At 64.9% G+C, this 22,670-nt stretch carries 19 protein-coding genes; 12 read left to right on the forward strand and 7 right to left on the reverse strand.

What is annotated here, in order from left to right; all coding sequences use genetic code 11:
• The 3 genes from nudC (at position 1) to BRA1253DRAFT_RS21235 (ending at position 2,476) form a co-directional block, all read left to right on the forward strand.
• Complete coding sequence (nudC, locus tag BRA1253DRAFT_RS21225; protein ID WP_007597712.1) at positions 1-939, forward strand: NAD(+) diphosphatase; 939 nt, start codon at positions 1-3, stop codon at positions 937-939.
• A gap of 6 nt (positions 940-945) precedes the next feature.
• Positions 946-1,899, forward strand: coding sequence for a sugar kinase (locus tag BRA1253DRAFT_RS21230; protein WP_007597713.1), 954 nt, complete (start codon positions 946-948; stop codon positions 1,897-1,899).
• Positions 1,900-1,966: 67 nt separating this feature from the next.
• Positions 1,967-2,476 carry an Lrp/AsnC family transcriptional regulator gene (locus BRA1253DRAFT_RS21235; protein WP_007597714.1) on the forward strand — a complete coding sequence of 170 codons (510 nt, stop codon included), beginning with the start codon at positions 1,967-1,969 and terminating at the stop codon, positions 2,474-2,476.
• A gap of 145 nt (positions 2,477-2,621) precedes the next feature.
• Here BRA1253DRAFT_RS21235 and BRA1253DRAFT_RS21240 read toward each other — a convergent pair whose 3' ends face one another.
• From BRA1253DRAFT_RS21240 to BRA1253DRAFT_RS21255, 4 genes are all read right to left on the reverse strand, one after another.
• Positions 2,622-4,121: a phosphomannomutase/phosphoglucomutase gene (locus tag BRA1253DRAFT_RS21240; protein WP_007597715.1), complete on the reverse strand. Its 1,500-nt coding sequence runs from the start codon at positions 4,119-4,121 to the stop codon at positions 2,622-2,624.
• 189 nt (positions 4,122-4,310) lie between these two features.
• A complete protein-coding gene (locus tag BRA1253DRAFT_RS21245; protein ID WP_007597716.1) occupies positions 4,311-4,820 on the reverse strand; it encodes a TIGR02281 family clan AA aspartic protease in 510 nt (169 codons plus the stop codon).
• Positions 4,821-5,077: 257 nt separating this feature from the next.
• Entirely contained in the window at positions 5,078-7,555 is a 2,478-nt protein-coding gene (gene hrpB / locus BRA1253DRAFT_RS21250; protein ID WP_035995323.1) for an ATP-dependent helicase HrpB, read from the reverse strand.
• A gap of 143 nt (positions 7,556-7,698) precedes the next feature.
• Positions 7,699-9,015, reverse strand: a complete 1,317-nt coding sequence (locus tag BRA1253DRAFT_RS21255; protein WP_007597718.1) for a UDP-glucose/GDP-mannose dehydrogenase family protein — start codon at positions 9,013-9,015, stop codon at positions 7,699-7,701.
• 193 nt (positions 9,016-9,208) lie between these two features.
• Between BRA1253DRAFT_RS21255 and BRA1253DRAFT_RS21260 the strand changes: the two genes are divergently transcribed.
• The 4 genes from BRA1253DRAFT_RS21260 to BRA1253DRAFT_RS21275 all read left to right on the forward strand — a co-directional run bounded on the left by BRA1253DRAFT_RS21260 (position 9,209) and on the right by BRA1253DRAFT_RS21275 (position 14,950).
• Positions 9,209-10,276 carry an acyltransferase family protein gene (locus tag BRA1253DRAFT_RS21260; protein ID WP_007597725.1) on the forward strand — a complete coding sequence of 356 codons (1,068 nt, stop codon included), beginning with the start codon at positions 9,209-9,211 and terminating at the stop codon, positions 10,274-10,276.
• Between the two features lie 207 nt (positions 10,277-10,483).
• Complete coding sequence (polA, locus tag BRA1253DRAFT_RS21265; RefSeq protein ID WP_007597726.1) at positions 10,484-13,564, forward strand: DNA polymerase I; 3,081 nt, start codon at positions 10,484-10,486, stop codon at positions 13,562-13,564.
• A 34-nt stretch (positions 13,565-13,598) separates the two neighbouring features.
• On the forward strand, positions 13,599-14,234 hold the full coding sequence (locus BRA1253DRAFT_RS21270; protein ID WP_007597727.1) for a LysE family translocator: 636 nt from the start codon (positions 13,599-13,601) through the stop codon (positions 14,232-14,234).
• An 80-nt stretch (positions 14,235-14,314) separates the two neighbouring features.
• On the forward strand, positions 14,315-14,950 hold the full coding sequence (locus tag BRA1253DRAFT_RS21275; protein WP_007597728.1) for a LysE family translocator: 636 nt from the start codon (positions 14,315-14,317) through the stop codon (positions 14,948-14,950).
• 120 nt (positions 14,951-15,070) lie between these two features.
• Here the strand turns inward: BRA1253DRAFT_RS21275 and BRA1253DRAFT_RS21280 are convergent, their stop codons facing one another.
• Positions 15,071-15,697 (reverse strand): glutathione S-transferase family protein, encoded by a 627-nt coding sequence (locus tag BRA1253DRAFT_RS21280; RefSeq protein WP_035995324.1) that lies wholly within the window; start codon positions 15,695-15,697, stop codon positions 15,071-15,073.
• Between the two features lie 198 nt (positions 15,698-15,895).
• Here BRA1253DRAFT_RS21280 and pyrE point away from each other — a divergent pair, with 198 nt between their 5' ends.
• Together pyrE and BRA1253DRAFT_RS21290 are read left to right on the forward strand one after the other, a co-directional pair.
• Positions 15,896-16,459 carry an orotate phosphoribosyltransferase gene (pyrE, locus tag BRA1253DRAFT_RS21285; protein WP_007597730.1) on the forward strand — a complete coding sequence of 188 codons (564 nt, stop codon included), beginning with the start codon at positions 15,896-15,898 and terminating at the stop codon, positions 16,457-16,459.
• 256 nt (positions 16,460-16,715) lie between these two features.
• Entirely contained in the window at positions 16,716-17,498 is a 783-nt protein-coding gene (locus BRA1253DRAFT_RS21290) for a DUF2865 domain-containing protein (RefSeq protein WP_007597732.1), read from the forward strand.
• A gap of 122 nt (positions 17,499-17,620) precedes the next feature.
• On the opposite strand, the gene BRA1253DRAFT_RS21295 is transcribed toward BRA1253DRAFT_RS21290, so the two are convergent.
• The gene (locus BRA1253DRAFT_RS21295) at positions 17,621-18,052 is read right to left on the reverse strand and encodes a hypothetical protein (protein ID WP_007597734.1); all 432 of its coding nucleotides are present in this window, start codon (positions 18,050-18,052) and stop codon (positions 17,621-17,623) included.
• Between the two features lie 188 nt (positions 18,053-18,240).
• Between BRA1253DRAFT_RS21295 and BRA1253DRAFT_RS21300 the strand changes: the two genes are divergently transcribed.
• Positions 18,241-18,531: a GIY-YIG nuclease family protein gene (locus BRA1253DRAFT_RS21300; protein WP_007597736.1), complete on the forward strand. Its 291-nt coding sequence runs from the start codon at positions 18,241-18,243 to the stop codon at positions 18,529-18,531.
• 63 nt (positions 18,532-18,594) lie between these two features.
• Here BRA1253DRAFT_RS21300 and BRA1253DRAFT_RS21305 read toward each other — a convergent pair whose 3' ends face one another.
• Positions 18,595-18,852 carry a hypothetical protein gene (locus BRA1253DRAFT_RS21305; protein WP_007597738.1) on the reverse strand — a complete coding sequence of 86 codons (258 nt, stop codon included), beginning with the start codon at positions 18,850-18,852 and terminating at the stop codon, positions 18,595-18,597.
• A gap of 205 nt (positions 18,853-19,057) precedes the next feature.
• On the opposite strand from BRA1253DRAFT_RS21305, the gene BRA1253DRAFT_RS21310 reads away from it, so the two are divergent.
• Entirely contained in the window at positions 19,058-21,574 is a 2,517-nt protein-coding gene (locus tag BRA1253DRAFT_RS21310; RefSeq protein WP_007597739.1) for a glycogen/starch/alpha-glucan phosphorylase, read from the forward strand.
• A 94-nt stretch (positions 21,575-21,668) separates the two neighbouring features.
• Entirely contained in the window at positions 21,669-22,484 is an 816-nt protein-coding gene (locus BRA1253DRAFT_RS21315) for an acyl-CoA thioesterase II (RefSeq protein ID WP_007597740.1), read from the forward strand.
• Positions 22,485-22,670: the final 186 nt, after the last annotated feature.

Here is a 22,670-nt window from a genome sequence, read left to right on the forward strand (position 1 = left end):
ATGTCAGCATTCGACTCGTTTCCGCTGGGGCAGCCGGCCTTCGTCACCAACATTCTCGACCGCGCCGCGCATCTGCGCCGCGACGACGAAAAGCTGTTCGCGATGGAGCAGAAGCCGACCTCGCGCGCCTATGTGGTCTACCGCGACTCGCTGCTGGTGAAGCGCGAAGGCGACAAGGTGCGCGCACTGCTCGGAATCGACGAGGCGCTGAAATGCGGCGCCAATCCCGGCACGATCTTCTTAGGCTTACGCGACGGCGCCGCGATGTTCGGCATGGGCCTCTCGCAGGCCGCGTCCGAGAAGCTGATCGGGCGCGAGGACTACGCGCTCAGTGAGCTGCGCGGCATGGCGATGCAGGGCGCGGTGCCGCCGCAGGAGCTGTCGGCGATCGCGATGGCGAAGTCGATGGTGAGCTGGCATCAGCGCCACGGCTATTGCGCCAATTGCGGCACGCGCAGCGCGATGAAGGAAGGCGGCTGGAAGCGGGAGTGCCCGAGCTGCAAGGCCGAGCATTTCCCGCGCACCGATCCCGTCGTGATCATGCACGTCGCCTCCGGCGAAAGGTGCCTGCTCGGCCGCCAGAAGCAGTTTCCGCCCGGCATGTATTCGTGCCTCGCCGGCTTCGTCGAGGCCGCCGAAACCATCGAGGACGCGGTACGCCGCGAAATCTTCGAAGAATCCGGAATCCGCTGCACCGACGTGCAGTATTACATGACCCAGCCCTGGCCCTATCCGTCGTCGCTCATGATCGGCTGCAGCGCGCGGGCCGTGAGCGAGGACATCGTCGTCGATCATTCCGAGCTGGAGGATGCGCGCTGGTTCACGCGCGAGGAGGCGGCCTTGATGCTGACGCGGACCCATCCCGACGGGCTCGCCGGCCCGCATCCGTTTGCGATTGCGCATCACCTGCTCGGCCGCTGGGTGCACGACAAGAGCTGACCGCCGATGGCGCACTCTGTGATCGCGCCGCGCATCCTCTGCATCGGCATTACCGTGCGCGATCTGACCTTTCGGGTCGAGGCCGTGCCCGCGCGCGGCAGCAAGGCGAACGCCAGCCATCTCGCGGAGATCTGCGGCGGCAACGCGCTCAATGCCGCGATCGCCATCGCGCGGCTTGGTGGCCGCGTCTCCTTCGCCGGCCCCATGGGCGATGCCGGGGAGACCTCGAGCCGCTTCATCCTCGACCGGATGGAAGCTGAAGGTATCGAGACCACACACATCGTCCGCATGCCGGGACTCGCGACGCCGGTGTCGGCGATCATGATAGAGCCCTCGGGCGAACGCACCCTCACCATCTACCGCGATCCTGCGTTGTCGACCGTGCAGCTGCCGGACGCGGACGCGCTGCTCGCCTATTGCCGGGCGGTTCTCGTCGAAAGCCGCTGCGCCGCGTTCGCGACTTCGCTCTGCACTGAGGCACGCCGGCGCGGCATTGCCGTCGTCGTCGGCGTCGACCGCGCGATGTCGTTGCAGGACGGCCTGCTCACGACCGCCTCGCATCTGCTGTTCGCCAGCGAACAGGTGCAGGAGACCGCCGGCATCTCCGATGACGGCGATGCGTTAAAGCGCCTGGCCGCGCTCACGCCCGCCTTCCTCGCCGCCACCCGCGGCCCGCGCGGCACGATCTGGCTGAACGAGAGCGGCGAACTGGAGCAGACGCCGGCGGTCCCGGTTCAGGCGGTCGATACGCTCGGCGCCGGCGACGTCTTCCATGGCGCCTTCACGCTTCGCCTCGCCGAAGGCGGTGGCGTGCGGGAGGCGCTGCAATTCGCCGCGGCCGCCGCGGCGCTGAAATGCACCCGCCACGGCGGCGGCCTGGCCGCCCCACAACGTCTTGAAGTCGAAGAGTTTTTGAACATGCCGCGGGCGACGACGCTCGGACCGGCGCCAGGATTATAGGCTTGCCATAGAAAGATTTTCTCTATATCAGGAAAATCCACCCTTGATATGGAACAAAGTTCTTCAAATGACCGATCTCGCCGTTCCGCTCCCAGAGACCAGCCGCCGCCTCGACGCCATTGACCGCAAGATTCTGATGGTGCTGCAGGACGATGCCTCCCTCTCCGTCGCCGAGATCGGCGACCGCGTCGGCCTGTCCTCGACCCCCTGCTGGAAGCGCATCCAGCGCCTGGAGGCCGACGGCGTGATCACCAAGCGGGTGGCGCTGGTCGACCAGAACAAGATCGGGCTCGGCATCTCCGTGTTCGTGTCGGTCGAGAGCTCCGACCATTCCGACGCCTGGCTCAAGAAGTTCGCCGACGCCGTCAGCGCCATGCCCGAGGTGATGGAGTTCTATCGCATGGCCGGCGACGTCGACTACATGCTGCGCGTCGTCGTCGCGGACATGCAGGCCTATGACGTGTTCTACAAGAAACTGATCAGCGCCGTGCCGCTGAAGAACGTCACCTCGCGCTTCGCGATGGAGAAGATCAAGTCAGTCACCGCGCTCCCGATCCCGGCTGTGGTGGCGGGTTAAGGCTCACCACACGCAAACTGTCATCGCCCGGCTTGACCGGGCGATCCAGTATTCCAGAGACGACGATGGGGTACGGATAAACCGCGGCGTACTGGATGCCCCGGTCAAGCCGGGGCATGACAGCAAGTGAGGCTATCCTCGCACCTCAAATCTTCTGATTGTACTCGCCGACTTCGGGATGGGTGCGCAGCACGCTGTTCACCATCTCGAACATGTCGTGCATGCGCTGCTCGGAGACCGGGCTCTCGACCACGACGACGAGTTCGGGCTTGTTGGAGGAGGCACGCACCAGGCCCCAGCTGCCGTCCTCGACCGTGACGCGAACGCCGTTGACGGTGACGAGATCGCGGATCGACTGGCCGCCGATCTTGGCGCCCTTCGTCTGCAAGCCCTCGAAGTGCTTCACCACCTTGTCGATGACGCCGTACTTCACCTCGTCGCCGCAATGCGGCGACATCGTCGGCGACGACCAGGTCTTCGGCAGCGCGTTCTTGAGATCGGCCATCGACTTGCCGGGGGCACGATCGAGCATGTCGCAGATCGCGAGCGCCGACACGAGACCGTCGTCATAGCCGCGTCCATACGGCTTGTTGAAGAAGAAGTGGCCGGACTTCTCGAAGCCGGCGAGCGCACCCGTCTCATGGGTGCGGCGCTTCATGTAGGAATGGCCGGTCTTCCAATAGGTGGTTTTTGCACCCTGCTTCTGCAACACCGGATCGGTGATGAACAGGCCGGTCGACTTCACGTCGACGATGAACTGCGCGTCCTTGTGGATCGCGGACATGTCGCGCGCCAGCATCACGCCGACCTTGTCGGCAAAGATCTCCTCGCCGGTGTTGTCGACCACGCCGCAGCGATCGCCGTCGCCGTCGAAGCCGAGGCCCACATCGGCCTTGTGCTGCAGCACCGCGTCGCGGATCGCATGCAGCATCTCCATGTCTTCGGGGTTCGGATTGTATTTCGGGAAGGCGTGGTCGAGCTCGGTGTCGAGCGGGATCACCTCGCAGCCGATCGCCTCCAGCACCTGCGGCGCGAACGCGCCGGCGGTGCCATTGCCGCAGGCCGCGACGACCTTGAGCTTGCGCTTGAGCTTCGGACGGCTGGTGAGATCGGCGATGTAGCGCGCCGGATAATTCTCGTGGAATTGATAGGAGCCGCCGGCCTTGTTCTTGAACTCGGCGCCCAGCACGATCTCCTTCAGTCGCGTCATCTCGTCCGGGCCGAAGGTCAGCGGGCGGTTGGCGCCCATCTTCACGCCGGTCCAGCCATTGTCGTTGTGCGAGGCCGTGACCATGGCGCAGCAGGGCACGTCGAGGTCGAACTGGGCGAAATAGGCCATCGGCGTCACCGCGAGCCCGATGTCGTGCACCTTGCAGCCTGCCGCCATCAGGCCGGAGATCAGCGCATATTTGATCGAGGCCGAATAGCCGCGGAAATCATGGCCGGTGACGATCTCCTGGCTGACGCCGAGCTCCGCGATCAGCGCGCCCAACCCCATGCCGAGCGCCTGGATTCCCATCAGGTTGATTTCCTTCTGGAACAGCCAGCGCGCGTCGTATTCGCGAAAGCCCGTGGCCTTCACCATCGGCTCGGATTCGAAGGCATAGGTGTTGGGCAGCAACACGGATTTCGGCTTGGGGAACATTGAGACGGTCTCGTGAAAAAGAGCCAGATTTGATGCAGCCTTAGCGAATGCCGGGCTGCAGCGGAAGGCGGGAATGGCAGCTTATGGATGATAATTGCGGCAGTTTGGTAACGGGAAAATCTAACCGCGAGAGCGGTCGGAATAGAGATTTTCTTGAAATATGCGGTCGCTGGAGCCTTTGGGAGACCCTTACTGCTCCAGCACCATCTGACCGTTGGCGTACTCAAAACGCCTGAGGCGGGAGAGGAAGGAGAGGCCGAGCAGGTTCTCGGACAGCGCCTCGTCGGGCAGCACCATGGCATCGACATCGCGCACGATTAGGCCGCCGATATCGAGCATGGCGATGCGGGTGCGCGCGGCCTTGATGGTGCCGTTGGCGGTGGAGACGGTGGCGTTGTAATCGCTGCGCGAGGGGCGCAGGCTGAAGCGGGCGGCCGAGGTCTCGTTCAGCGCAACCACGGAGGCGCCGGTGTCGACCATGAAGCCGATGCGCTGGCCTTCGATCCGGCCTTCAGTCTGGAAGTGGCCGCGGCCGTCGCGAGGGATGTTGAGGCTGCGGCCGCCGGCCGGCGCGATGGACGCGACTGCTACCGTGCGCGGCACCGACGTCGCCGAGGCGGAGCTCATCCTGTCCGCCATCTGCGCCATGAAGGTGCCGAGGCCGATCATGATCGCCGCGAAAATCATTATGTTACGCATCACACCAGTTCCGAGCCGGAAGGCTCGATTTCACCACGCGGCAGGCCTGTCCGCGAGCGACGCTGCGGCCAGAGCTGTGCTATTTTGACGAAAAGGATGAGCGGACGGTTAATGCGCCGGTGTCGCAGATACGGCATATCCTCATCCTGAGGAGCCCGCGAAGCGGGCGTCTCGAAGGATGGCCGCGGGTGAAAGGCGGGCCTACATGGTTCGAGACGCGCGTTCCGCGCTCCTCACCATGAGGGTCTTCTTGCGCCTCACGTGCCGCGCGGCTTGACCCGCCGGGTCGGCAGCGCATTCGCCGGATCTTCCGGCCAGGGATGGCGCGGGTAGCGGCCGCGCAAATCGGAGCGCACGGCGCTGTAGCTGCCGCGCCAGAAACCGGGGAGATCGCGTGTCACCTGCACTGGGCGCTGCGCCGGCGACAGCAGCTCCAGCACCAGCGGCACCTTGCCGGCGGCGATCGACGGATGAGTGTTGAGGCCGAACAATTCCTGGAGCCGCACCGCGATGGTCGGCCCCTGCTCGGCTTCATAGTCGATCGCGAGCACGCTGCCGGTCGGCGCCTCGAAATGCGTCGGCGCCTCGCGGTCGAGCCGCGCGCGCATCTCCCACGGCAACAATGTCATCAGCGCGTCGGAGAGTTCGCCGGCGGACATATCCTTCAGCGCGATCTTGTCGTAGAGCGCCGGCACCAGCCAATCGTCGCGCCGCGCGATCAATCCGTCGTCCGAGAGATCAGGCCAGCTGTCGCCCTCGGCCTTGCGCAAAAACATCACGCGATCGCGCCATTGTTTGGCTGCCTTCGACCAGGGCAGCCGGTCGAGGCCGGCGGCGATCAGCCCGTCCGCGAAGATGCGCGCAGTGTCCTCCGAGGGCGAGACGGCAAGCGTCGCCTCGGAGAGCGTGATCGCGTGCAGCGCGCGCTTGCGCCGCGCCCGCAACGCCATCGCGCCGCGATCGAACGATATCTCCTCGACGGATTCGATGTGCTCGGCGAAATGCTGCTCGATCTCGTCCTGGGTGATTTGCGCGGCGAGCAGAATGCGCCCGCTCGCCGCCGTGCCGGTCATTTCGCCGATCGCGATATAGGGTGCACGGGCGAGCGAGGAGGTTTGATCCACGGCAGCGCCCCGGCCGTTGGCGAGCACGAAGCTGCCATTGCCGCGGTTGCGCGCGACGCGATCCGGGAAGGCGTAGGCGAGCATCAGGCCGGTCGAGAGACCCCCTTCTCCGGTCGCCGCCTTCTCCGACGCCGCCACCTGCGAGGCCCAGCGCCGGGCGAGGTCGCGCGCGCTTGCGGTACGCGGGGAGCGGTCGCGGCGGAACTGATCGCGCCGGTGCTCGAGATCGACGCTGTCGCCGCCGAGCCCGCGCTCGGTGATGATGGCGGCGATCTCGGCGGCGGCCTCGCCCTCGCCGGCACGATGCGAATCCACGATCATGCGCGCGAGCCGCGGCGGCAGCGCCAGCGCACGCAGGCTCTTGCCCTCCGCCGTGATGCGGCCATCGGCATCGAGCGCGTTGAGCTCGCAGAGCAGGCTTTTTGCTTCCTTCCAGGCCGGCTGCGGCGGCGGGTCGAGAAACGACAGCGCGGCAGGGTCGGCGACGCCCCATTGCGCGAGATCGAGTACCAGCGAGGACAGATCGGCGCTGAGTATCTCGGGCTGGGTGTAGGGCGCGAGCGAGGCCGTCTGAGGTTCGTCCCAGAGCCGGTAGCAGACACCGGGCTCGGTCCGGCCGGCGCGGCCGCGGCGCTGGTCAGCCGCCGCGCGCGAGACGCGCACGGTCTCGAGCCGGGTCAGGCCGATGTCGGGCTCGTAGCGCGGCACGCGGGCGAGACCGGAATCGACCACGATGCGCACGCCCTCGATGGTGAGCGAGGTCTCCGCGATCGAGGTCGCCAGCACCACCTTGCGCGTGCCCTTGGGCGCCGGCGAGATAGCCCGATCCTGCACGGCGGCGTCGAGTGCGCCGAACAGCGGCACGATTTCGATCGAAGCGTCCTGCACGCGCTCGGCGAGGAGGTTCTGGGTGCGGCGGATTTCGGCGGCGCCCGGCAGGAACGCCAGCACCGAGCCGGCATCGGCCCGCAGCGCCGAGGCGATCGCATCCGCCATCTGCCGCTCCACCGGCGCGTCCGCCTTGCGACCGAGATAGCGCGTCTCGACCGGAAAGGCGCGGCCCTCGCTTTCGACGACGGGCGCTTCGCCGAGCAATTTTGCGACGCGGGCGCCATCGAGCGTTGCCGACATCACGAGGATGCGCAAATCCTCGCGCAGGCCGGTTTGCGCATCGCGCGCCAGCGCGAGGCCCATGTCGGCATCGAGCGAACGCTCGTGGAATTCGTCGAACAGGACGGCGGCGATGCCCGACAGCTCGGGATCGTCGAGGATCTGGCGGGTAAAGATGCCCTCCGTCACCACCTCGATGCGGGTCGCGCGCGAGATCTTCGAGCCGAAGCGGACGCGATAGCCGACAGTCTCCCCAGCGCGCTCGCCGAGCGATTTGGCCATGCGGTCGGCGCTGGCGCGCGCCGCGATGCGCCGCGGCTCCAGCACGATGATCTTCTTGCCTTTGGCCCAGGGGGCATCGAGCAGCGCCAGGGGCACGCGCGTTGTCTTGCCGGCGCCCGGGGGCGCCACCAGCACGGCGGCATTATGCGCCTCCAGCGTGCGCGAGAGGTCGTCGAGCACGGCATCGATCGGGAGGGGCGTGTCGAAACTGCGGGGCAAATATCTCGCTTCCGTCATCACCCGCCTTGTGCGCACTTGCGCACTGGTGCGGGTGATCCAGTAAACTCGGATCCCGGCTATTACGAAGATCGCGGATTACTGGATACCCCGCCTTCGCGGGGTATGACAATCATATGTGGCTATCAGCCCTGCACCGGCGGTCGTCCAACGCTCTCATAGACGAAGCCGGCCGCAGCCATCTCCTCGGGGCGGTAGATGTTGCGCAAGTCGACGATGACGGGTTGGGCCATGGTCGCCTTCAGCCGGTCGAGATCGAGCGCCCGGAACTGCACCCATTCGGTGACGATCACGATCGCATCGGCGCCTTCCGCGCAGGAATAGGCGTCCTCGCAATAAGTGATGCTGGGCAGCTCGCTCTTCGCCTGCTCCATCCCGACGGGATCGAAGGCCTTCACCTTCGCGCCCATGTCGATCAGGCCGGTCACCAGCGGGATCGACGGCGCATCGCGCATGTCGTCGGTGTCGGGCTTGAAGGTGAGGCCGAGCACGGCGATGGTCTTGCCGCGCAGCGAGCCGCCGAGCGCCTGGCTCACTTTTCGCGCCATCGCGCGCTTGCGGTTCTCGTTGACCGCCAGCACGGATTCGACGATGCGCAAGGACACGTCGTAGTCCTGCGCGATCTTGATCAGCGCCTTGGTGTCCTTCGGAAAGCACGAGCCGCCGAAGCCCGGACCGGCATGCAGGAATTTGGTGCCGATGCGGTTGTCCAGGCCAATGCCGCGCGCGACCTCCTGCACGTTGGCGCCGGCCTTTTCGGAGAGGTCGGCGATCTCGTTGATGAAGGTGATCTTGGTCGCGAGGAACGCGTTGGCGGCGTATTTGATCATCTCGGCGGTGCGGCGTTCCGTGAACATCAGCGGCGCCTGATTCAGCGACAGCGGACGGTAGATGTCGCTCATCACCTTGCGGCCGCGCTCGTCGGAGGTGCCGACGACGATGCGGTCGGGGAATTTGAAGTCGCGGATCGCCGCGCCCTCGCGCAGGAATTCGGGATTCGAGGCGACGACCACGTCGGCCTTGGGATTGGTCTCGCGGATGATGCGCTCGACCTCGTCGCCGGTGCCGACCGGGACGGTCGATTTGGTCACGACGACGGTGAAGCCGGACAGCGACTGCGCGATCTCTTTCGCGGCGGCATAAACGTAGGACAGATCGGCGTGGCCGTCACCGCGGCGCGACGGCGTGCCGACCGCGATGAAGACAGCATCGGCATCCGCGACCGGCTTGGACAAATCGGTGGTGAACTCCAGCCGCTTGGCCTTCACATTCGTCGCGACCAGTTCGTCAAGCCCGGGCTCGTAGATCGGGATCTCGCCGCGATGAAGGGCCGCGATCTTCTTCTCGTCCTTGTCGACGCAGATGACGTCGTGACCGAAATCCGCAAAGCAGGCCCCGGACACCAGTCCCACATAGCCCGTGCCGATCATAGCAATGCGCATGAAAAACCCTGTTTGGCTTGGTTAACAAAACCCCTATTCCAAGGCGGTTTAGCATTTTCCCGGGGTGAGGGAACAGCCCGCGTACAAAAAACGGCACAGCACTTGTACCGGTAAAGAAATCGTAAGCCGCAAGGCGGCAAACTGCCCCGCGTTCACGCAGATCCTGGCGGAACACGCCTCAAAAAGAGACACCATGGCACCATCAGGCACAATCGCCGCGAGCGGGGGACTCAAGGCCCCGGCTGCTGCGCGTGTCGATTGGGTCGATTACGCCAAAGGCATCTGCATCGTCATGGTCGTGATGATGCATTCGGTGCTCGGGGTCGAGCTTGCTGCCGGTGAGACCGGTTTCATGCATGTTTTAGTCGCCTTCGCAAAGCCGTTCCGGATGCCGGATTTCTTCCTGATTTCGGGCCTGTTCCTGCCACTGGTGATCGACCGGGACCGGCGAACCTATCTCGACCGCAAGGTGGTGCATTTCGCCTATTTCTATGTCGTCTGGGTGACAATCCAGTTCGGCTTCAAGGCCCCCGCATTCGCGGCGGAAACGAGCTGGCGCGACGCCGGCTTGCTGTATCTGGAATCCTTCGTCGAGCCGTTCGGCACGCTATGGTTCATCTACCTCCTGCCGATCTTCTTCGTCGTCACAAAACTGACACGGCGAGTCCCGTCGCCCGCGATCTGGCTCATCGCGGCCGCACTGGAGACGGCACGTGTCGCAACCGGCTGGACCGCGATCGACGAGTTCTGCGCGCGTTTCGTCTATTTCTATTCGGGCTATCTGTTCGCGCCCTTCGTGTTCGCGCTGTCGGACCGCGCGCGCAATCATCCCGCATGGGCGCTGGCAGCGCTCGCGACATGGGCGCTGGTCAATGGCGGTCTGGTTATGCTCGGCGCCAGCGAGTGGAAATTCGTATCGCTCGTGCTCGGCTTCGCCGGCGCCTGCGCCATCATCACGATGGGCACGCTGCTCGCGCGCGCGCAATGGCTGAATGCCTTCCGTTTCTGCGGCGAGCATTCGATCGTGATCTATCTCGCCTTCTTCCTGCCGATGGCGGCGACACGAACGCTGCTCTTGCGCACGGGCATCATTCCCGACATCGGTGCGGTGTCGCTGATCGTGACCATCGTTGGCGTGATCGGCTCGCTCGCGATCTGGCAGATCGCTCTGCGGCTTGGCGGCAATTTCCTGTTCGAGCGGCCCGATGCGTTCTGCATCGCGCCGAAGAAGACAGAGGCGCGATTGCAGGCGGCGGAGTGATGCTCTGTTGTCATCCCCGCGAAGGCGGGATCCAGTATTCCAGAGGCAGCAGTCGTATACGGATAAGCCGCAGCGTACTCATTCCCCGCCTTCGCGGGGAATGACAGCGGGGGATGCGGGAAATGACAGTGGGGATAGCGGCATCCGCAAGCCAAAAATCCACCTCCCGAGGCTGTCAAATCCCGCAAAAATTCATACATTGCGGCCATGCCCAAGAGCTCCCCAAAGACCACCGCCCAAGCTGACACCAAGGCTGCCGCGCCCAAGGCCGCCGAAACCAAGCCCGCTGCAGCGACAGCTGCTGCCAAGCCCGTCGCCGCCAAGGCCGCCGGCAAGGGCGACCATGTTTTCCTGGTCGACGGTTCCGGCTACATCTTCCGCGCCTATCACGCGCTGCCGCCGATGAACCGCAAGTCCGACGGCTTGCAGGTCAATGCCGTGCTCGGCTTCTGCAACATGCTGTGGAAGCTGTTGCGCGAGATGCCCGAGGACAACCGGCCGACGCATCTGGCGATCATTTTCGACAAGTCGGAAATCACCTTCCGCAACAAGATCTATCCTGAGTACAAGGCGCACCGGGCGCCGGCGCCGGACGATCTGATCCCGCAATTTTCGCTGATCCGCGAAGCGGTACGCGCCTTCGACCTGCCTTGCCTGGAACAGGTCGGCTTCGAGGCCGACGATCTGATTGCGACCTATGTGCGGCAGGCCTGCGAGCGCGGCGCGAGCGCGACGATCGTGTCCTCCGACAAGGACCTGATGCAGCTCGTCACCGATTGCGTCACCATGTACGACACCATGAAGGACCGCCGCATCGGCATCCCCGAGGTGATCGAGAAGTTTGGCGTGCCGCCGGAGAAGGTGGTGGAAGTGCAGGCACTGGCCGGCGATTCCACCGACAACGTTCCGGGCGTGCCCGGCATCGGCATCAAGACCGCGGCGCAGTTGATCGTCGAATATGGCGATCTCGAGCAGCTGCTGTTCCGCGCCGCCGAAATCAAGCAGCCGAAGCGGCGCGAGGCGCTGATCGAGCACGCGGAAAAGGCGCGCATCTCGCGGCAGCTCGTATTGCTCGACGACAAAGTCGACCTCGAAGTCCCGCTGGACGATCTCGCCGTCCACGAGCCCGATGCGCGCAAGCTGATCGCGTTCCTGAAGGCGATGGAATTTTCCACGCTGACGCGCCGCGTCGCCGAGTTCTCGCAGATCGATCCGGCCAACGTCGATGCCGATCCAGGCTATTCCAGCGGCGCCAGCGTGTTCTCGCCGCTGCCGCCTTCGGACGTCGTGCCAGCCGCGGGAACCGGCGCGCCGCCGCAAGCGCCAGTGGGCCAGCGCAACGCATCGGCGACCAAGGAGGACAAGGCCGCGAGCCCGAAGGGCGCGCCGATTTCTCTCGCCGCCGCGCGCGAAGAGGCTTTGCGCAAGCTCCCGGTTGACCGCAGCAAGTACCAGGCGATCAAGAGCCTCGCGGAACTGAACGCCTTCATCGCGCGCATCCATGATGCCGGCCATGTCGCGGTCGAGATCCGGGCAAACTCGATCGACCCGATGCAGGCCGATCTCTGCGGCATCGCGCTGGCGCTGGCGCCGAACGAGGCCTGCTACGTGCCGCTGGCGCACAAGCAGTCCGGTGGCGGTGCCGGCCTGTTCGACGCGGGCCTCGCGCCCGATCAGGTCAAGCATGCCGAGGCGGTCGAGACGTTGCGGCCGGTGCTGGAATCGTCAGGCATTCTCAAGATCGGCTTCGACGTCAAATTCACCGCGGTGATGCTGGCGCAGCACGGCATCACACTGCGCAACACCGACGATGCGCAGCTGATCTCGTACGTGCTCGATGCCGGCCGCGGCTCGCATGCGCTGGAGCAGCTGTCCGAGCGCTGGTTCGGTCACGCCATGCTCAAGGAAAACGAGCTGCTCGGCAGCGGCAAGGGCAAGATCACGTTCGACCAGGTGCCGATCGACAAGGCCGCGTCGCTGTCGGCGGAGGGCGCCGACGTGACCTTGCGGGTCTGGCGCGTGCTGAAGCCGCGCCTTGTCGCCGAGCACATGACCACGGTCTACGAGACGCTGGAACGCCCGTTGGTCGCAGTGCTCGCACGCATGGAGCGGCGCGGCATCTCGATCGACCGCCAGGTGCTGTCGCGTCTCTCCGGCGATTTCGCCCAGACCGCGGCGCGCGTCGAGGCCGAGATCCAGCAGATCGCGGGCGAGCCCGTCAATGTCGGCAGCCCGAAGCAGATCGGCGACATCCTGTTCGGCAAGATGGGACTGTCCGGCGGCACCAAGACCAAGACCGGCGCATGGTCCACCACCGCGCAGGTGCTCGACGAGCTCGCCGAGCAGGGCCACGACCTCCCGAAGAAGATTCTGGAGTGGCGCCAGGTCTCGAAGCTGAAATCGACCTACACCGACGCGCTGCCGACCTACGTCAATCCCCAGACCCACCGCGTCCACACGACCTACGCGCTGGCCGCGACCACGACGGGCCGGCTGTCGTCGAACGAGCCGAATTTGCAGAACATTCCGGTGCGCACCGAGGACGGACGCAAGATCCGGCGCGCCTTCATCGCGACGCCAGGGCACAAGCTGGTCTCCGCCGACTATTCGCAGATCGAGCTGCGGCTGCTCGCCGAGATCGCCGACATTCCCGTGCTGCAGCAGGCGTTCCGCGACGGTCTCGACATTCACGCCATGACGGCATCGGAAATGTTCGGCGTGCCGATCCAGGGCATGCCGAGCGAAATCCGGCGCCGCGCCAAGGCGATCAATTTCGGCATCATCTACGGCATTTCGGCCTTCGGCCTCGCCAACCAGCTCGGCATCGCACGCGAAGAGGCCTCCGCCTACATCAAGAAATATTTCGAGCGCTTCCCCGGCATCCGCGCCTACATGGACGAGACGCGCGACTTCTGCCGGAGCCATGGCTACGTCACCACGCTGTTCGGACGGAAGATGTACTATCCCGACATCAAGGCCTCGAACGCCTCGGTGCGCGCCTTCAACGAGCGCGCCGCGATCAACGCCCGGCTCCAGGGCACCGCCGCCGACATCATCCGCCGCGCCATGACGCGGATGGAGGACGCGCTGGCCGAGAAGAAGCTGTCGGCGCAGATGCTGCTCCAGGTGCATGACGAATTGATCTTCGAGGTGCCCGACGCGGAGGTCGAGGCCACGCTCCCCGTCGTGCAGCACGTGATGCAGGACGCGCCGTTCCCGGCCGTGCTGCTCTCGGTGCCGCTGCACGTCGATGCACGCGCGGCGAACAATTGGGACGAGGCGCACTGATCCGTCACCGTGATCGAGTCCAGAGGCGAACTGCGTGAGTGATCTCAGCCCGCTGCTCGCCTTCGCGCTGACGGCGCTCGTCATCGAGATCACGCCCGGTCCCAACATGACCTATCTCGCCGCGCTGTCGCTCTCGCGCGGCATGCGCACGGGCTTTGCCGCGGTGGCCGGCATCGCGCTCGGGCTGATGACTTATGGCGTGATCGCGGCCTTCGGCCTCGCCGCGGCGATCGACCATTCGCCGTGGCTTTATGGCCTGCTGCGATGGGGTGGCGTCGCCTATCTGCTGTGGCTTGCCTGGGACGCGTGGTCGGGCAAGGAGGACGCTTCGCCGGGCAGGACGGTCGGTGCCGACGCGCGGCCGTGGCCGGCGTTCCGGCGCGGCCTGATCACCAACCTGCTCAACCCGAAAGCCGCGATGTTCTACGTGGCGGTGTTGCCGGAGTTCGTGCGCGCCGATGCCGGCTCCGTGGTCCGGCAGACGCTGATGCTCAGCGTCATCTACGTGACAATCGCCACGCTGATCCATGCGGCGATCGTCGCGCTGGCGGGCTCGCTGCAATCGACCATCGACGTCGCGAACAACCGCAACGTGGTGCGGCGCTTGTTCGCCCTGGCACTGGTCGCGATAGCGGTCTGGTTCGCGTTCACCACCGGCCGGTCGGGTTGAATTGTCCTCCGTGCAATTGCGCGATGGCCCGACCGCGCCGCCCATATTAGAACCGTGCCGTCTCCCGCACCGGTTCAGCCATGCCCCACACCTCCGCCCTGCTCGGCTTCGCCCTCGTCTGCCTCGGCCTCGTGCTCACGCCGGGGCCGAACATGATCTACCTGATCTCGCGTTCGATCACGCAAGGGCCGGCAGCGGGCATCGTTTCGCTCGGCGGCGTGGCGCTCGGCTTCGTGTTCTACATGCTGTGCGCGGCGTTCGGCATCACGGCGCTGCTGCTCGCCGTTCCCTTCGCCTACGACGCGCTGCGCTTTGCCGGCGCCGGTTATCTGTTGTGGCTGGCCTGGCAGGCGGTGAAGCCGGGCGGTCGCTCGCCGTTCCAGGTGAAGCAGCTTGCGATCGACAGCCCGCGCAAATTGTTCGCAATGGGGTTCGTCACCAATCTGCTCAACCCGAAGATCGCGATGCTTTATCTCGCGCTGCTGCCGCAGTTCATCGATCCCACCGCCGGCAGCGTGCTGGCGCAGTCGGTGGTGCTCGGCGCGATCCAGATCGCGATCAGTGTCAGCGTGAATGCGATGATCGCGCTCGCGGCCGGATCGATCGCGCTGTTTCTCGCAAGCCGGCCAAGCTGGATGCTGGTCCAGCGCTGGCTGATGGGCACGGTGCTGGCCGGGCTTGCGGTGCGGATGGCGGTGGAAGCGCGGAAGGTGTGAGGCGCAACGCTGTCATGCCCCGCGAAGGCGGGGCATCCAGTACGCCGCGGCCTCTCGGTAAATCACCACCGCCTCTGGAATACTGGATCGCCCGCCTTCGCGGGCGATGACACCGTCAGTTCAATCCAGCTTCGCCTCCATGCCCCGCTTCACCGCCGGGCGTGCCATCAGGGCCTCGTACCAGCGCTTCACGTGGGGGAAGTCGGCCAGGTCAACCTTGTGGCGAGGGTGACGCCAGGCCCAGCCCAGGATGGCAAAATCGGCAACCGAGAGCTCGCCGGCGACGAAATCGCGGGCCTCTAGCCGGCGGTCGAGGACGCCGTAGAGCCGTCGCGTCTCCGCCATGTAGCGCTTGAGGCCGTAGGCGCGGTCCTGCTCGTTCTCGAGCGCGATGAAATGGTGCACCTGGCCCGGCATCGGCCCGAAACCGCCCATCTGCCACATCAGCCATTCATAGACGGGAATGCGGCCTGAAAGCGATTTCGGCAGGAATTTGCCGGTCTTCTCGCCGAGATAAAGCAGGATCGCGCCCGACTCGAAGATGCTGACGGGCTTGCCGTCCGGGCCATCAGGATCGAGGATCGCGGGGATCTTGTTGTTGGGCGAGAGCTTCAGGAACTGCGGCGCCATCTGTTCGCCCTTGCTGATATTCACCGGGATCACCCTGTAGGGCAGCCCCATCTCCTCCAGCGCGACCGAGATCTTGCGGCCATTCGGCGTATTCCAGGTGTGCAGCTCGATGGTCATTTTCGCGTGTCCTTGCCCAGCCTTCTTGCCGGTTTTCTTGCCCAAGATATCCGGCATCCACCTACTCCAGAAGGTTGCACCCCCACAACCGGCGGGCCGGGATGGCCGATCCCTGTTGACGGGGGAAGCCCCCTCTGGAATGTCGGGGCCGTCGCGGATAAATTCCGCCACTTCCAAAAATGCTCCCGAGGGCCCGCCGTGTCTAAATCAGCCTCCCGCGCCCGCCTGTTCGAGATCATCCGCCGGCGCTCCTTCGGCCGCGGCGAGGTGACGCTCGCGTCGGGCCGCAAGAGCGACTTCTACTTCAACCTCAAGCCGACCATGTTGGACCCGGAGGGCGCGACCCTGCTGGCCGAGCTGACCTATGAGGCGCTGAAGGACGACAATCTCGATTTCATCGGCGGGCTCGAGATGGGCGCGGTGCCGCTGGCCGGCGCGCTGGCGCAGATTTCCTGGATCAAGGGCCATCCGATCGCGGCGTTCTTCGTGCGCAAGAAGCCGAAGGAGCACGGCGCGAAGCTCGCAATCGAAGGCCTGCCCAGGGGCGAGACGCTGGAGGGCAAGCGCGTCGTGATAGTCGAGGATGTCACCACCACCGGCGGCTCGGCGATGAAGGCAGTGGAAGCGGTGCGCGAGACCGGCGCCGAGGTGGTGCTGGTGCTGACCATGGTCGACCGCGAGGAAGGCGCCGACGACACTTTTGGCGCGGCCGGGCTGCCATTCCGCTCGCTGTACAAGGCGTCGGAGTTCTTGAAGGCTTGAGCGGCTAGACTTTCTCCGCCGTCGTACCCGGGCATCCACGTCTTTGCCGCACCAGAGATCGTGGATGGCCGGGACAAACCCGGCCATGACGAGGTCCACCCCGTCCGGCGACACCGCTCCCCCCTCAACCGCTCATTTACCATCCCGCTCTATGGTGAATCATGTGCTGAGACCTGATGGTCCCGGCCGGTTGGGTAGCGTCGGGTGGAGTAAGCGTTTGCGTACAGTCATGTCCCATGCCCGCCGGAATCGCGCGATGCTCGTAGCCGCGACACTGGCAGCACCGCTGCTTGCAGCTCCGGCCCCGGTTTCGGCCGAAGGCCTGTTCGATTTCTTCTTCGGCGGAATGCAGCAGCAGCAGCAGCAACGGCCCCAGCGTGAGGTGCCGCAGCAGGCGAGCTCCTACGCCGACCCCTTCACCGGCCAGCAGAATGCCGCAGCCCCGCAATACGTGCCGCCGACACGTTCGGCCGCAGCCGGCGGCTCGGGACCGGCGTTCTGCGTGCGCAGCTGCGACGGCAAATATTTTCCGCTGATGCGCGGCCTCGCCTCGCCCGCGCAGATGTGTCAGGCCTTCTGTCCTGCCAGCACCACAAAGATCTATTTCGGCTCCTCGATCGACGGCGCCGCGTCGCAGACCGGCGAGCGCTACGCCGATAGCGAGAACGCGTTCGCCTATCGCAAGGCGCTGCGCGCCGACTGCACCTGCAACGGCCGCGAGCCGGTCGGACTTGCTCCGGTCGATCTGGCGCTGGATTCGTCGCTAAAACCCGGCGACGTGATCGCCACCAGCGACGGCCTCGTCGCCTATACCGGCATTCGCGTCGGCAACGACCAGGCCGCGGACTTCACGCCGGTCGCCTCCTATCCCGGTCTCACCGCGCAGGTCCGCGCACGGCTCGGCGAGATGAAGGTGGCGCCGGTGCGCGCCGACACGGTGGCGGCGGATGGCCCCGCCACGGAGATCGTGCGCGAGACGCTGCCCGACGTGACGGTGCCGAAAACGCAAAAGCCAGCGAAGCGGGCGGGGCTGGACTGAAATCCTCATGGTGAGGAGCGCGGAACGCGCGTCTCGAACCATGAAGGCCCGGCTGCTACGGCTCGGCCTTCATCCTTCGAGACGCTTGCTGCGCAAGCTCCTCAGGATGAGGGTTGAGACCGTCAACGTCCGATGATCACGCCGATCACGTTCGGCGCCGCCAGATATTTCTCCTCGATCGCCGCGCGCGCGGCGGCGCGGTTGTCTGCCGTGAGCAGGCCGCGCTTCTCGGCCAGGATCATCCAGCAAAACCCCCACCAGTCGGTGAGCATGCCCTGATCGTCGACGAGGTCATAACCCTGCTCGGCGGCGAAGATGCGCGCTTGCGCTTCGTCCAGCGTGTCGAGGAACAGATGGTCCTCGGCAGAAAACAGATCGTCGCTGACGTCGTCGATGGTGTAGCCCCAGATCGACTGGCACACCGCATTGAACTCGCGGTCGAACTGGTCGTCATCGACCGCGTAGCGCCGCGCCGCCTGATGCAGCCGCGACAGCGAGCGCGCGAAATCGGCGATCCTGGTGAGGGCAAACTGGTCGAAGGCAATGGTGGACATGTAGTCCTCGCGAAGTCTGGCGGACGCTAGATATTGTGTCGGCAACGCGCCGAATCACAATGATATATCAAAGACTTGCTAAAGTGTTCTTAATTTGTTCTGACGCTAGGCGCGATTGTTGGAGAGCGTCGTCCTGGCGAAAGCCAGGACCCATTACCCGGTCAGCGTTGCCCTTGCGAGCTGAGGCCATGAGCGCAAGCAGCTACTACGTCTACATCTTGGCGAGCCGCCACCACGGGACAATTTATATTGGCGTCACCAACGACATCCGCGCGCGGCTTGAATTACACCGCTCGGGTCGGGGTTCGAAGTTCGTGCTGAAGTACAAGACATTCCGCCTCGTTCACGTCGAAGCATTCGCGACTCCCCAGGAAGCTATCGCGCGCGAGAAGCAATTGAAGTTCTGGAAGCGGGATTGGAAGATCAAGCTGATCGAGGAGGAAAATCCCGATTGGAATGATCGGTCGGGCCTTCTCTGACAGTCGGGGTAATGGGTCCTGGCTTTCGCCAGGACGACACCTTCTTCGTTGCACCGGTCATGCTCAATTCGCCGCCGACATCAACCTGTCCCCACACGCGCTCGCGTAAAACTTACCGCCGCATTGGCGCTTGATGGCGGCGCAGCGGGCGGCGGGGGATGCGTTTTGCGGGAGTGTGACGGCGCAGCTCAGGCCGTCGACGCTGCGGCCGATCTTGCCGGCGGCGAAGGCGGCGCTGGAGGCGGTGATGCAGACGACGAGAAAGATGGCCGCTGCGATTTCGATCAGCCGTCGCGTCACAGGTCTCATCAGAGCTTTCATGGATGTCTCCTCCACACTGATGGCTGAATTGGCCGCCATTCTAGCACCAAATCCACGTTTCCCCGTATGCGTCCGGGTTCCCAAATCGGCCCGTTCCTTGCATAATTTTACGCCAGCGCAGTGCACGGTCGCACCAGCAATGGTTCCGGTACAGAGGCAAGATGCGTAGGGTCAGTAGTGTTCTCGCGACCAGGAAGTGACGACTTTGCAAGATTCATCGTTCCAGCCCAATTTTCCCGCCGCCAACCAGCCCATCGACGAGCTCGCGCTGGCTGAGATCAAGGGCGCGATTCTGGCGAAGCTGCGCCTTGCCATCGGCAAGGATGCGGGCATGGCGACCAAGCACGACTGGTACCAGGCCGCCGCGCTGGCGCTCCGCGACCGCATCGTGCATCGCTGGCTCACGGCCGAGAAGCACAGCTACGATGCGGGACGCAAGCGCGTCTACTATCTCTCGCTCGAATTCCTGATCGGCCGCCTCTTCAGCGACGCGCTGAACAATATGGGGCTGCTGAAGATCTTCGAGGTCGCGCTCGGCGATCTCGGCGTCTCCTTGCCTGAGCTGCGCAAATGCGAGCCGGACGCGGCGCTCGGCAACGGCGGCCTGGGCCGTCTCGCCGCCTGCTTCATGGAAAGCATGGCGACGCTGTCGATCCCCGCGATCGGCTACGGCATCCGTTATGATTACGGCCTGTTCCGCCAGATCATCAATCAGGGCTGGCAGCAGGAATACCCGGACGAATGGCTCGGCTTCGGCAACCCCTGGGAATTGCAGCGGCCCGAAGTGATCTATGACATTCGCTTCGGCGGCGGTGTCGAGCACGTCGAAGACAAGGGCCGGGATCGCGCGATCTGGCATCCGTCCGAGACCGTGCAGGCGATGGCCTATGACACGCCGATCGTCGGCTGGCGCGGCCAGCACGTCAACGCGCTGCGGCTGTGGTCGGCACGTTCGCCCGATCCGTTGAAGCTCGACGCCTTCAACACCGGCGACTATGTCAGCGCCAGCGCCGAGCAGTCGCGCGCGGAAGCCATTTGTAAATTCCTCTATCCGAACGACGAGAGCCCGGCGGGCCGCGAGCTGCGCCTGCGCCAGGAATATTTCTTCGTCTCGGCTTCGCTGCAGGACCTGATCAAGCGGCATCTTGCGTCCGACGGCCAACTCCGCAGCCTGTCGAGCAAGGTCGCGGTGCAGCTCAACGATACCCATCCGAGCCTCGCCGTCACCGAGCTGATGCGGATCCTGATCGACGACCACAATTTCCGTTGGGACGAGGCCTGGAAGATCACGGTCGCCACGCTGTCCTACACCAACCACACGCTGCTGCCCGAAGCGCTGGAGACCTGGCCGGTCGAGCTGTTCGAACGGCTGTTGCCGCGGCATCTCGAGATCATCTACCGCATCAACGTGCAGCATCTCGCGCTCGCAGAGGCGCGCGCCCCCGGCGACATCGACTTCCGCGCCTCGGTCTCGCTGATCGACGAGAGGAGCGGGCGGCGCGTGCGCATGGGCCAGCTCGCCTTCGTCGGCTCGCACCGCATCAACGGCGTCTCGGCGATGCATTCGGACCTGATGCGAGAGACCGTGTTCCACGATCTCAACCATCTCTATCCCGGCCGCATCACCAACAAGACCAACGGCATCACCTTCCGCCGCTGGCTGATGTTGGCGAACCCGAAGCTGACCGATCTGTTGCGCGAGACCTGCGGCGATGCCGTGCTCGACGATCCGACGCAGCTCAGCCTGATCGAGGCCCGCGCCAGCGACGTCGAATTCCAGAAGAAGTTCCGCGCCGTCAAACATCACAACAAGACCGCGCTGGCGCGCCTGATCGGCGAGCGGCTCGGCATCAAGGTCGATCCGACCGCGCTGTTCGACGTGCAGATCAAGCGCATCCACGAATACAAGCGCCAGCTCCTCAACGTCATCGAGACCGTCGCGCTGTACCAGGCGATCAAGGACGATCCCAACGGCAATTGGGTGCCGCGGGTGAAGATCTTTGCGGGCAAGGCTGCGGCGAGCTACCGCTACGCCAAGCTGATCATCAAGCTGATCAACGACGTTGCGGAAGCCGTCAACAACGATCCCGCGATCGGCGGCAAGCTCAAGGTCGTCTTCCTGCCCGACTACAATGTCAGCCTTGCCGAGGTGATCATTCCCGCCGCCGACCTGTCCGAGCAGATCTCGACGGCCGGCATGGAAGCCTCCGGCACCGGCAACATGAAGCTGTCGCTGAACGGCGCCCTCACTATCGGCACGCTCGACGGCGCCAACATCGAGATCCGCGACCATGTCGGCGCGGAGAACATCGCGATCTTCGGCATGGAAGCCGGCGACGTGATGATCCGGCGCAAGCAGGGGCTGGACGCCTCCGACGTGATCCGCAATTCGCCGAAGCTCCAGCGCGCCATCAACGCGATCGGCGCCGGCGAATTCTCGCCCGGCGATCCCGGCCGCTTCGAATCGATCGCGCACGCGCTGCGCTATCTCGACCATTACATGGTCAGCGCCGATTTTGATTCCTATTACGAGGCGCAGCGCAGCGTCGACGCACGTTGGCAGGTGGCGCCGGCCTGGACCCGCGCCTCGATCCTCAATGTCGCGCGCATGGCATGGTTCTCCTCCGACCGCACCATCCGCGAATACGCCGAGGAGATCTGGAACGTGCCGGTGAATCCGACCACACCGCTGCTGCCGACCCTGCGCGACGTCGCGGGCTGATTTTCCGCTGCGTGAAATCGGTTACCCGCGAGGTAATTGCACAAGCCGGCGGCGGACGTGATATGACGTCCGTCATTGAACGCCGGATCAAACGATGCACGCCAAGCTCCCGCACCCTTTCGACGACGCCACCCGCGTCACCGCCGGTGACTCGAGCTGGCAGGGACACACCAGCGACGACTATTGGGCCTTTGTCGGCCCGTTCGGCGGCGCCACTGCTGCGACCATTTTGCGTGCGCTGATCGAGCATCCGGAACGTGCCGGCGATCCGCTGGCGCTCACCGTGAATTACTGCGCGCCGATCGCGAAGGGACCGTTCGATCTCGACGTGCGGCTGGTGAAGGCCAACCGCTCCAGCCAGCACTGGAGCGTCGAACTGTCGCAAGGCGGCAGCGAGGTCGCAACGCTCGCCACCGCCGTATTCGCCGAACGCCGGCCGTCCTGGGAGCACAGGGTGGCGCAATATCCCGATGCAAAGCCGTTCGAACAGACGATGCCGTTCCCGAAGATCGCGGCGTCCTGGGCCAACCAGTATGAATTCCGCTTCGTCGAGGGCGAGATGCGGATCGGCCCGCCGCGGGCCGAGCTCGCCAGCACTTACTCGAAGCTCTGGATCAGTGATCGCGAGCCGCGCAAGCTCGACATGCCGTCGCTGATGTCGATGTCGGACGCCTTCTTCGGCCGCATCTTCCATGCGCGGCGCGAGCTGGTGCCGTTCGGCACGGTGTCGCTGACGACGTATTTCCACACCGACAGCGAAGAGCTCGCGGCCGAGGACATCACCCGCGTGCTGGCGACCGCAGATTCCAAGATCATGCACAAGAGCTACGCCGACCAGAACGCCGAGCTGTGGTCGCCGAACGGAAGGTTGCTCGCGACGAGCACGCAGATCGCGTATTTCAAGGCGTAGCTGCTTCCCCTCTCCCCTTGCGGGCTTGTTGCGTAATCCGTCAATTGTGATTCTCTAAGGCAAAGCCTTGGAGGAATGACGATGGCGGTGAAGCAGACGGGGCAGCCGAGTTTTATTGAGGCTTGGCTCCCGAAGGGAGCAGGTGCCAATGCAGCGCTGGATCGGCTGTCGGGGTTAGTCAAGTGG

The sequence above is a fragment of the Bradyrhizobium sp. WSM1253 genome (genome assembly GCF_000244935.1).
GTDB lineage: Bacteria > Pseudomonadota > Alphaproteobacteria > Rhizobiales > Xanthobacteraceae > Bradyrhizobium > Bradyrhizobium canariense.

What these genes read in the sequence shown, in the direction of transcription:
- BRA1253DRAFT_RS21245 (WP_007597716.1), bottom strand. Translation starts at nt 4,820, where the DNA reads ATGCGTAACATAATGATTTTCGCGGCGATCATGATCGGCCTCGGCACC.
- BRA1253DRAFT_RS21240 (WP_007597715.1), bottom strand. Translation starts at nt 4,121, where the DNA reads ATGTTCCCCAAGCCGAAATCCGTGTTGCTGCCCAACACCTATGCCTTC.
- BRA1253DRAFT_RS21255 (WP_007597718.1), bottom strand. Translation starts at nt 9,015, where the DNA reads ATGCGCATTGCTATGATCGGCACGGGCTATGTGGGACTGGTGTCCGGG.
- BRA1253DRAFT_RS21235 (WP_007597714.1), top strand. Translation starts at nt 1,967, where the DNA reads ATGACCGATCTCGCCGTTCCGCTCCCAGAGACCAGCCGCCGCCTCGAC.
- BRA1253DRAFT_RS21260 (WP_007597725.1), top strand. Translation starts at nt 9,209, where the DNA reads ATGGCACCATCAGGCACAATCGCCGCGAGCGGGGGACTCAAGGCCCCG.
- BRA1253DRAFT_RS21280 (WP_035995324.1), bottom strand. Translation starts at nt 15,697, where the DNA reads ATGACCATCGAGCTGCACACCTGGAATACGCCGAATGGCCGCAAGATC.
- BRA1253DRAFT_RS21305 (WP_007597738.1), bottom strand. Translation starts at nt 18,852, where the DNA reads ATGAAAGCTCTGATGAGACCTGTGACGCGACGGCTGATCGAAATCGCA.
- BRA1253DRAFT_RS21300 (WP_007597736.1), top strand. Translation starts at nt 18,241, where the DNA reads ATGAGCGCAAGCAGCTACTACGTCTACATCTTGGCGAGCCGCCACCAC.
- BRA1253DRAFT_RS21230 (WP_007597713.1), top strand. Translation starts at nt 946, where the DNA reads ATGGCGCACTCTGTGATCGCGCCGCGCATCCTCTGCATCGGCATTACC.
- BRA1253DRAFT_RS21315 (WP_007597740.1), top strand. Translation starts at nt 21,669, where the DNA reads ATGCACGCCAAGCTCCCGCACCCTTTCGACGACGCCACCCGCGTCACC.
- nudC (WP_007597712.1), top strand. Translation starts at nt 1, where the DNA reads ATGTCAGCATTCGACTCGTTTCCGCTGGGGCAGCCGGCCTTCGTCACC.
- BRA1253DRAFT_RS21290 (WP_007597732.1), top strand. Translation starts at nt 16,716, where the DNA reads ATGCTCGTAGCCGCGACACTGGCAGCACCGCTGCTTGCAGCTCCGGCC.
- BRA1253DRAFT_RS21275 (WP_007597728.1), top strand. Translation starts at nt 14,315, where the DNA reads ATGCCCCACACCTCCGCCCTGCTCGGCTTCGCCCTCGTCTGCCTCGGC.
- BRA1253DRAFT_RS21295 (WP_007597734.1), bottom strand. Translation starts at nt 18,052, where the DNA reads ATGTCCACCATTGCCTTCGACCAGTTTGCCCTCACCAGGATCGCCGAT.
- polA (WP_007597726.1), top strand. Translation starts at nt 10,484, where the DNA reads ATGCCCAAGAGCTCCCCAAAGACCACCGCCCAAGCTGACACCAAGGCT.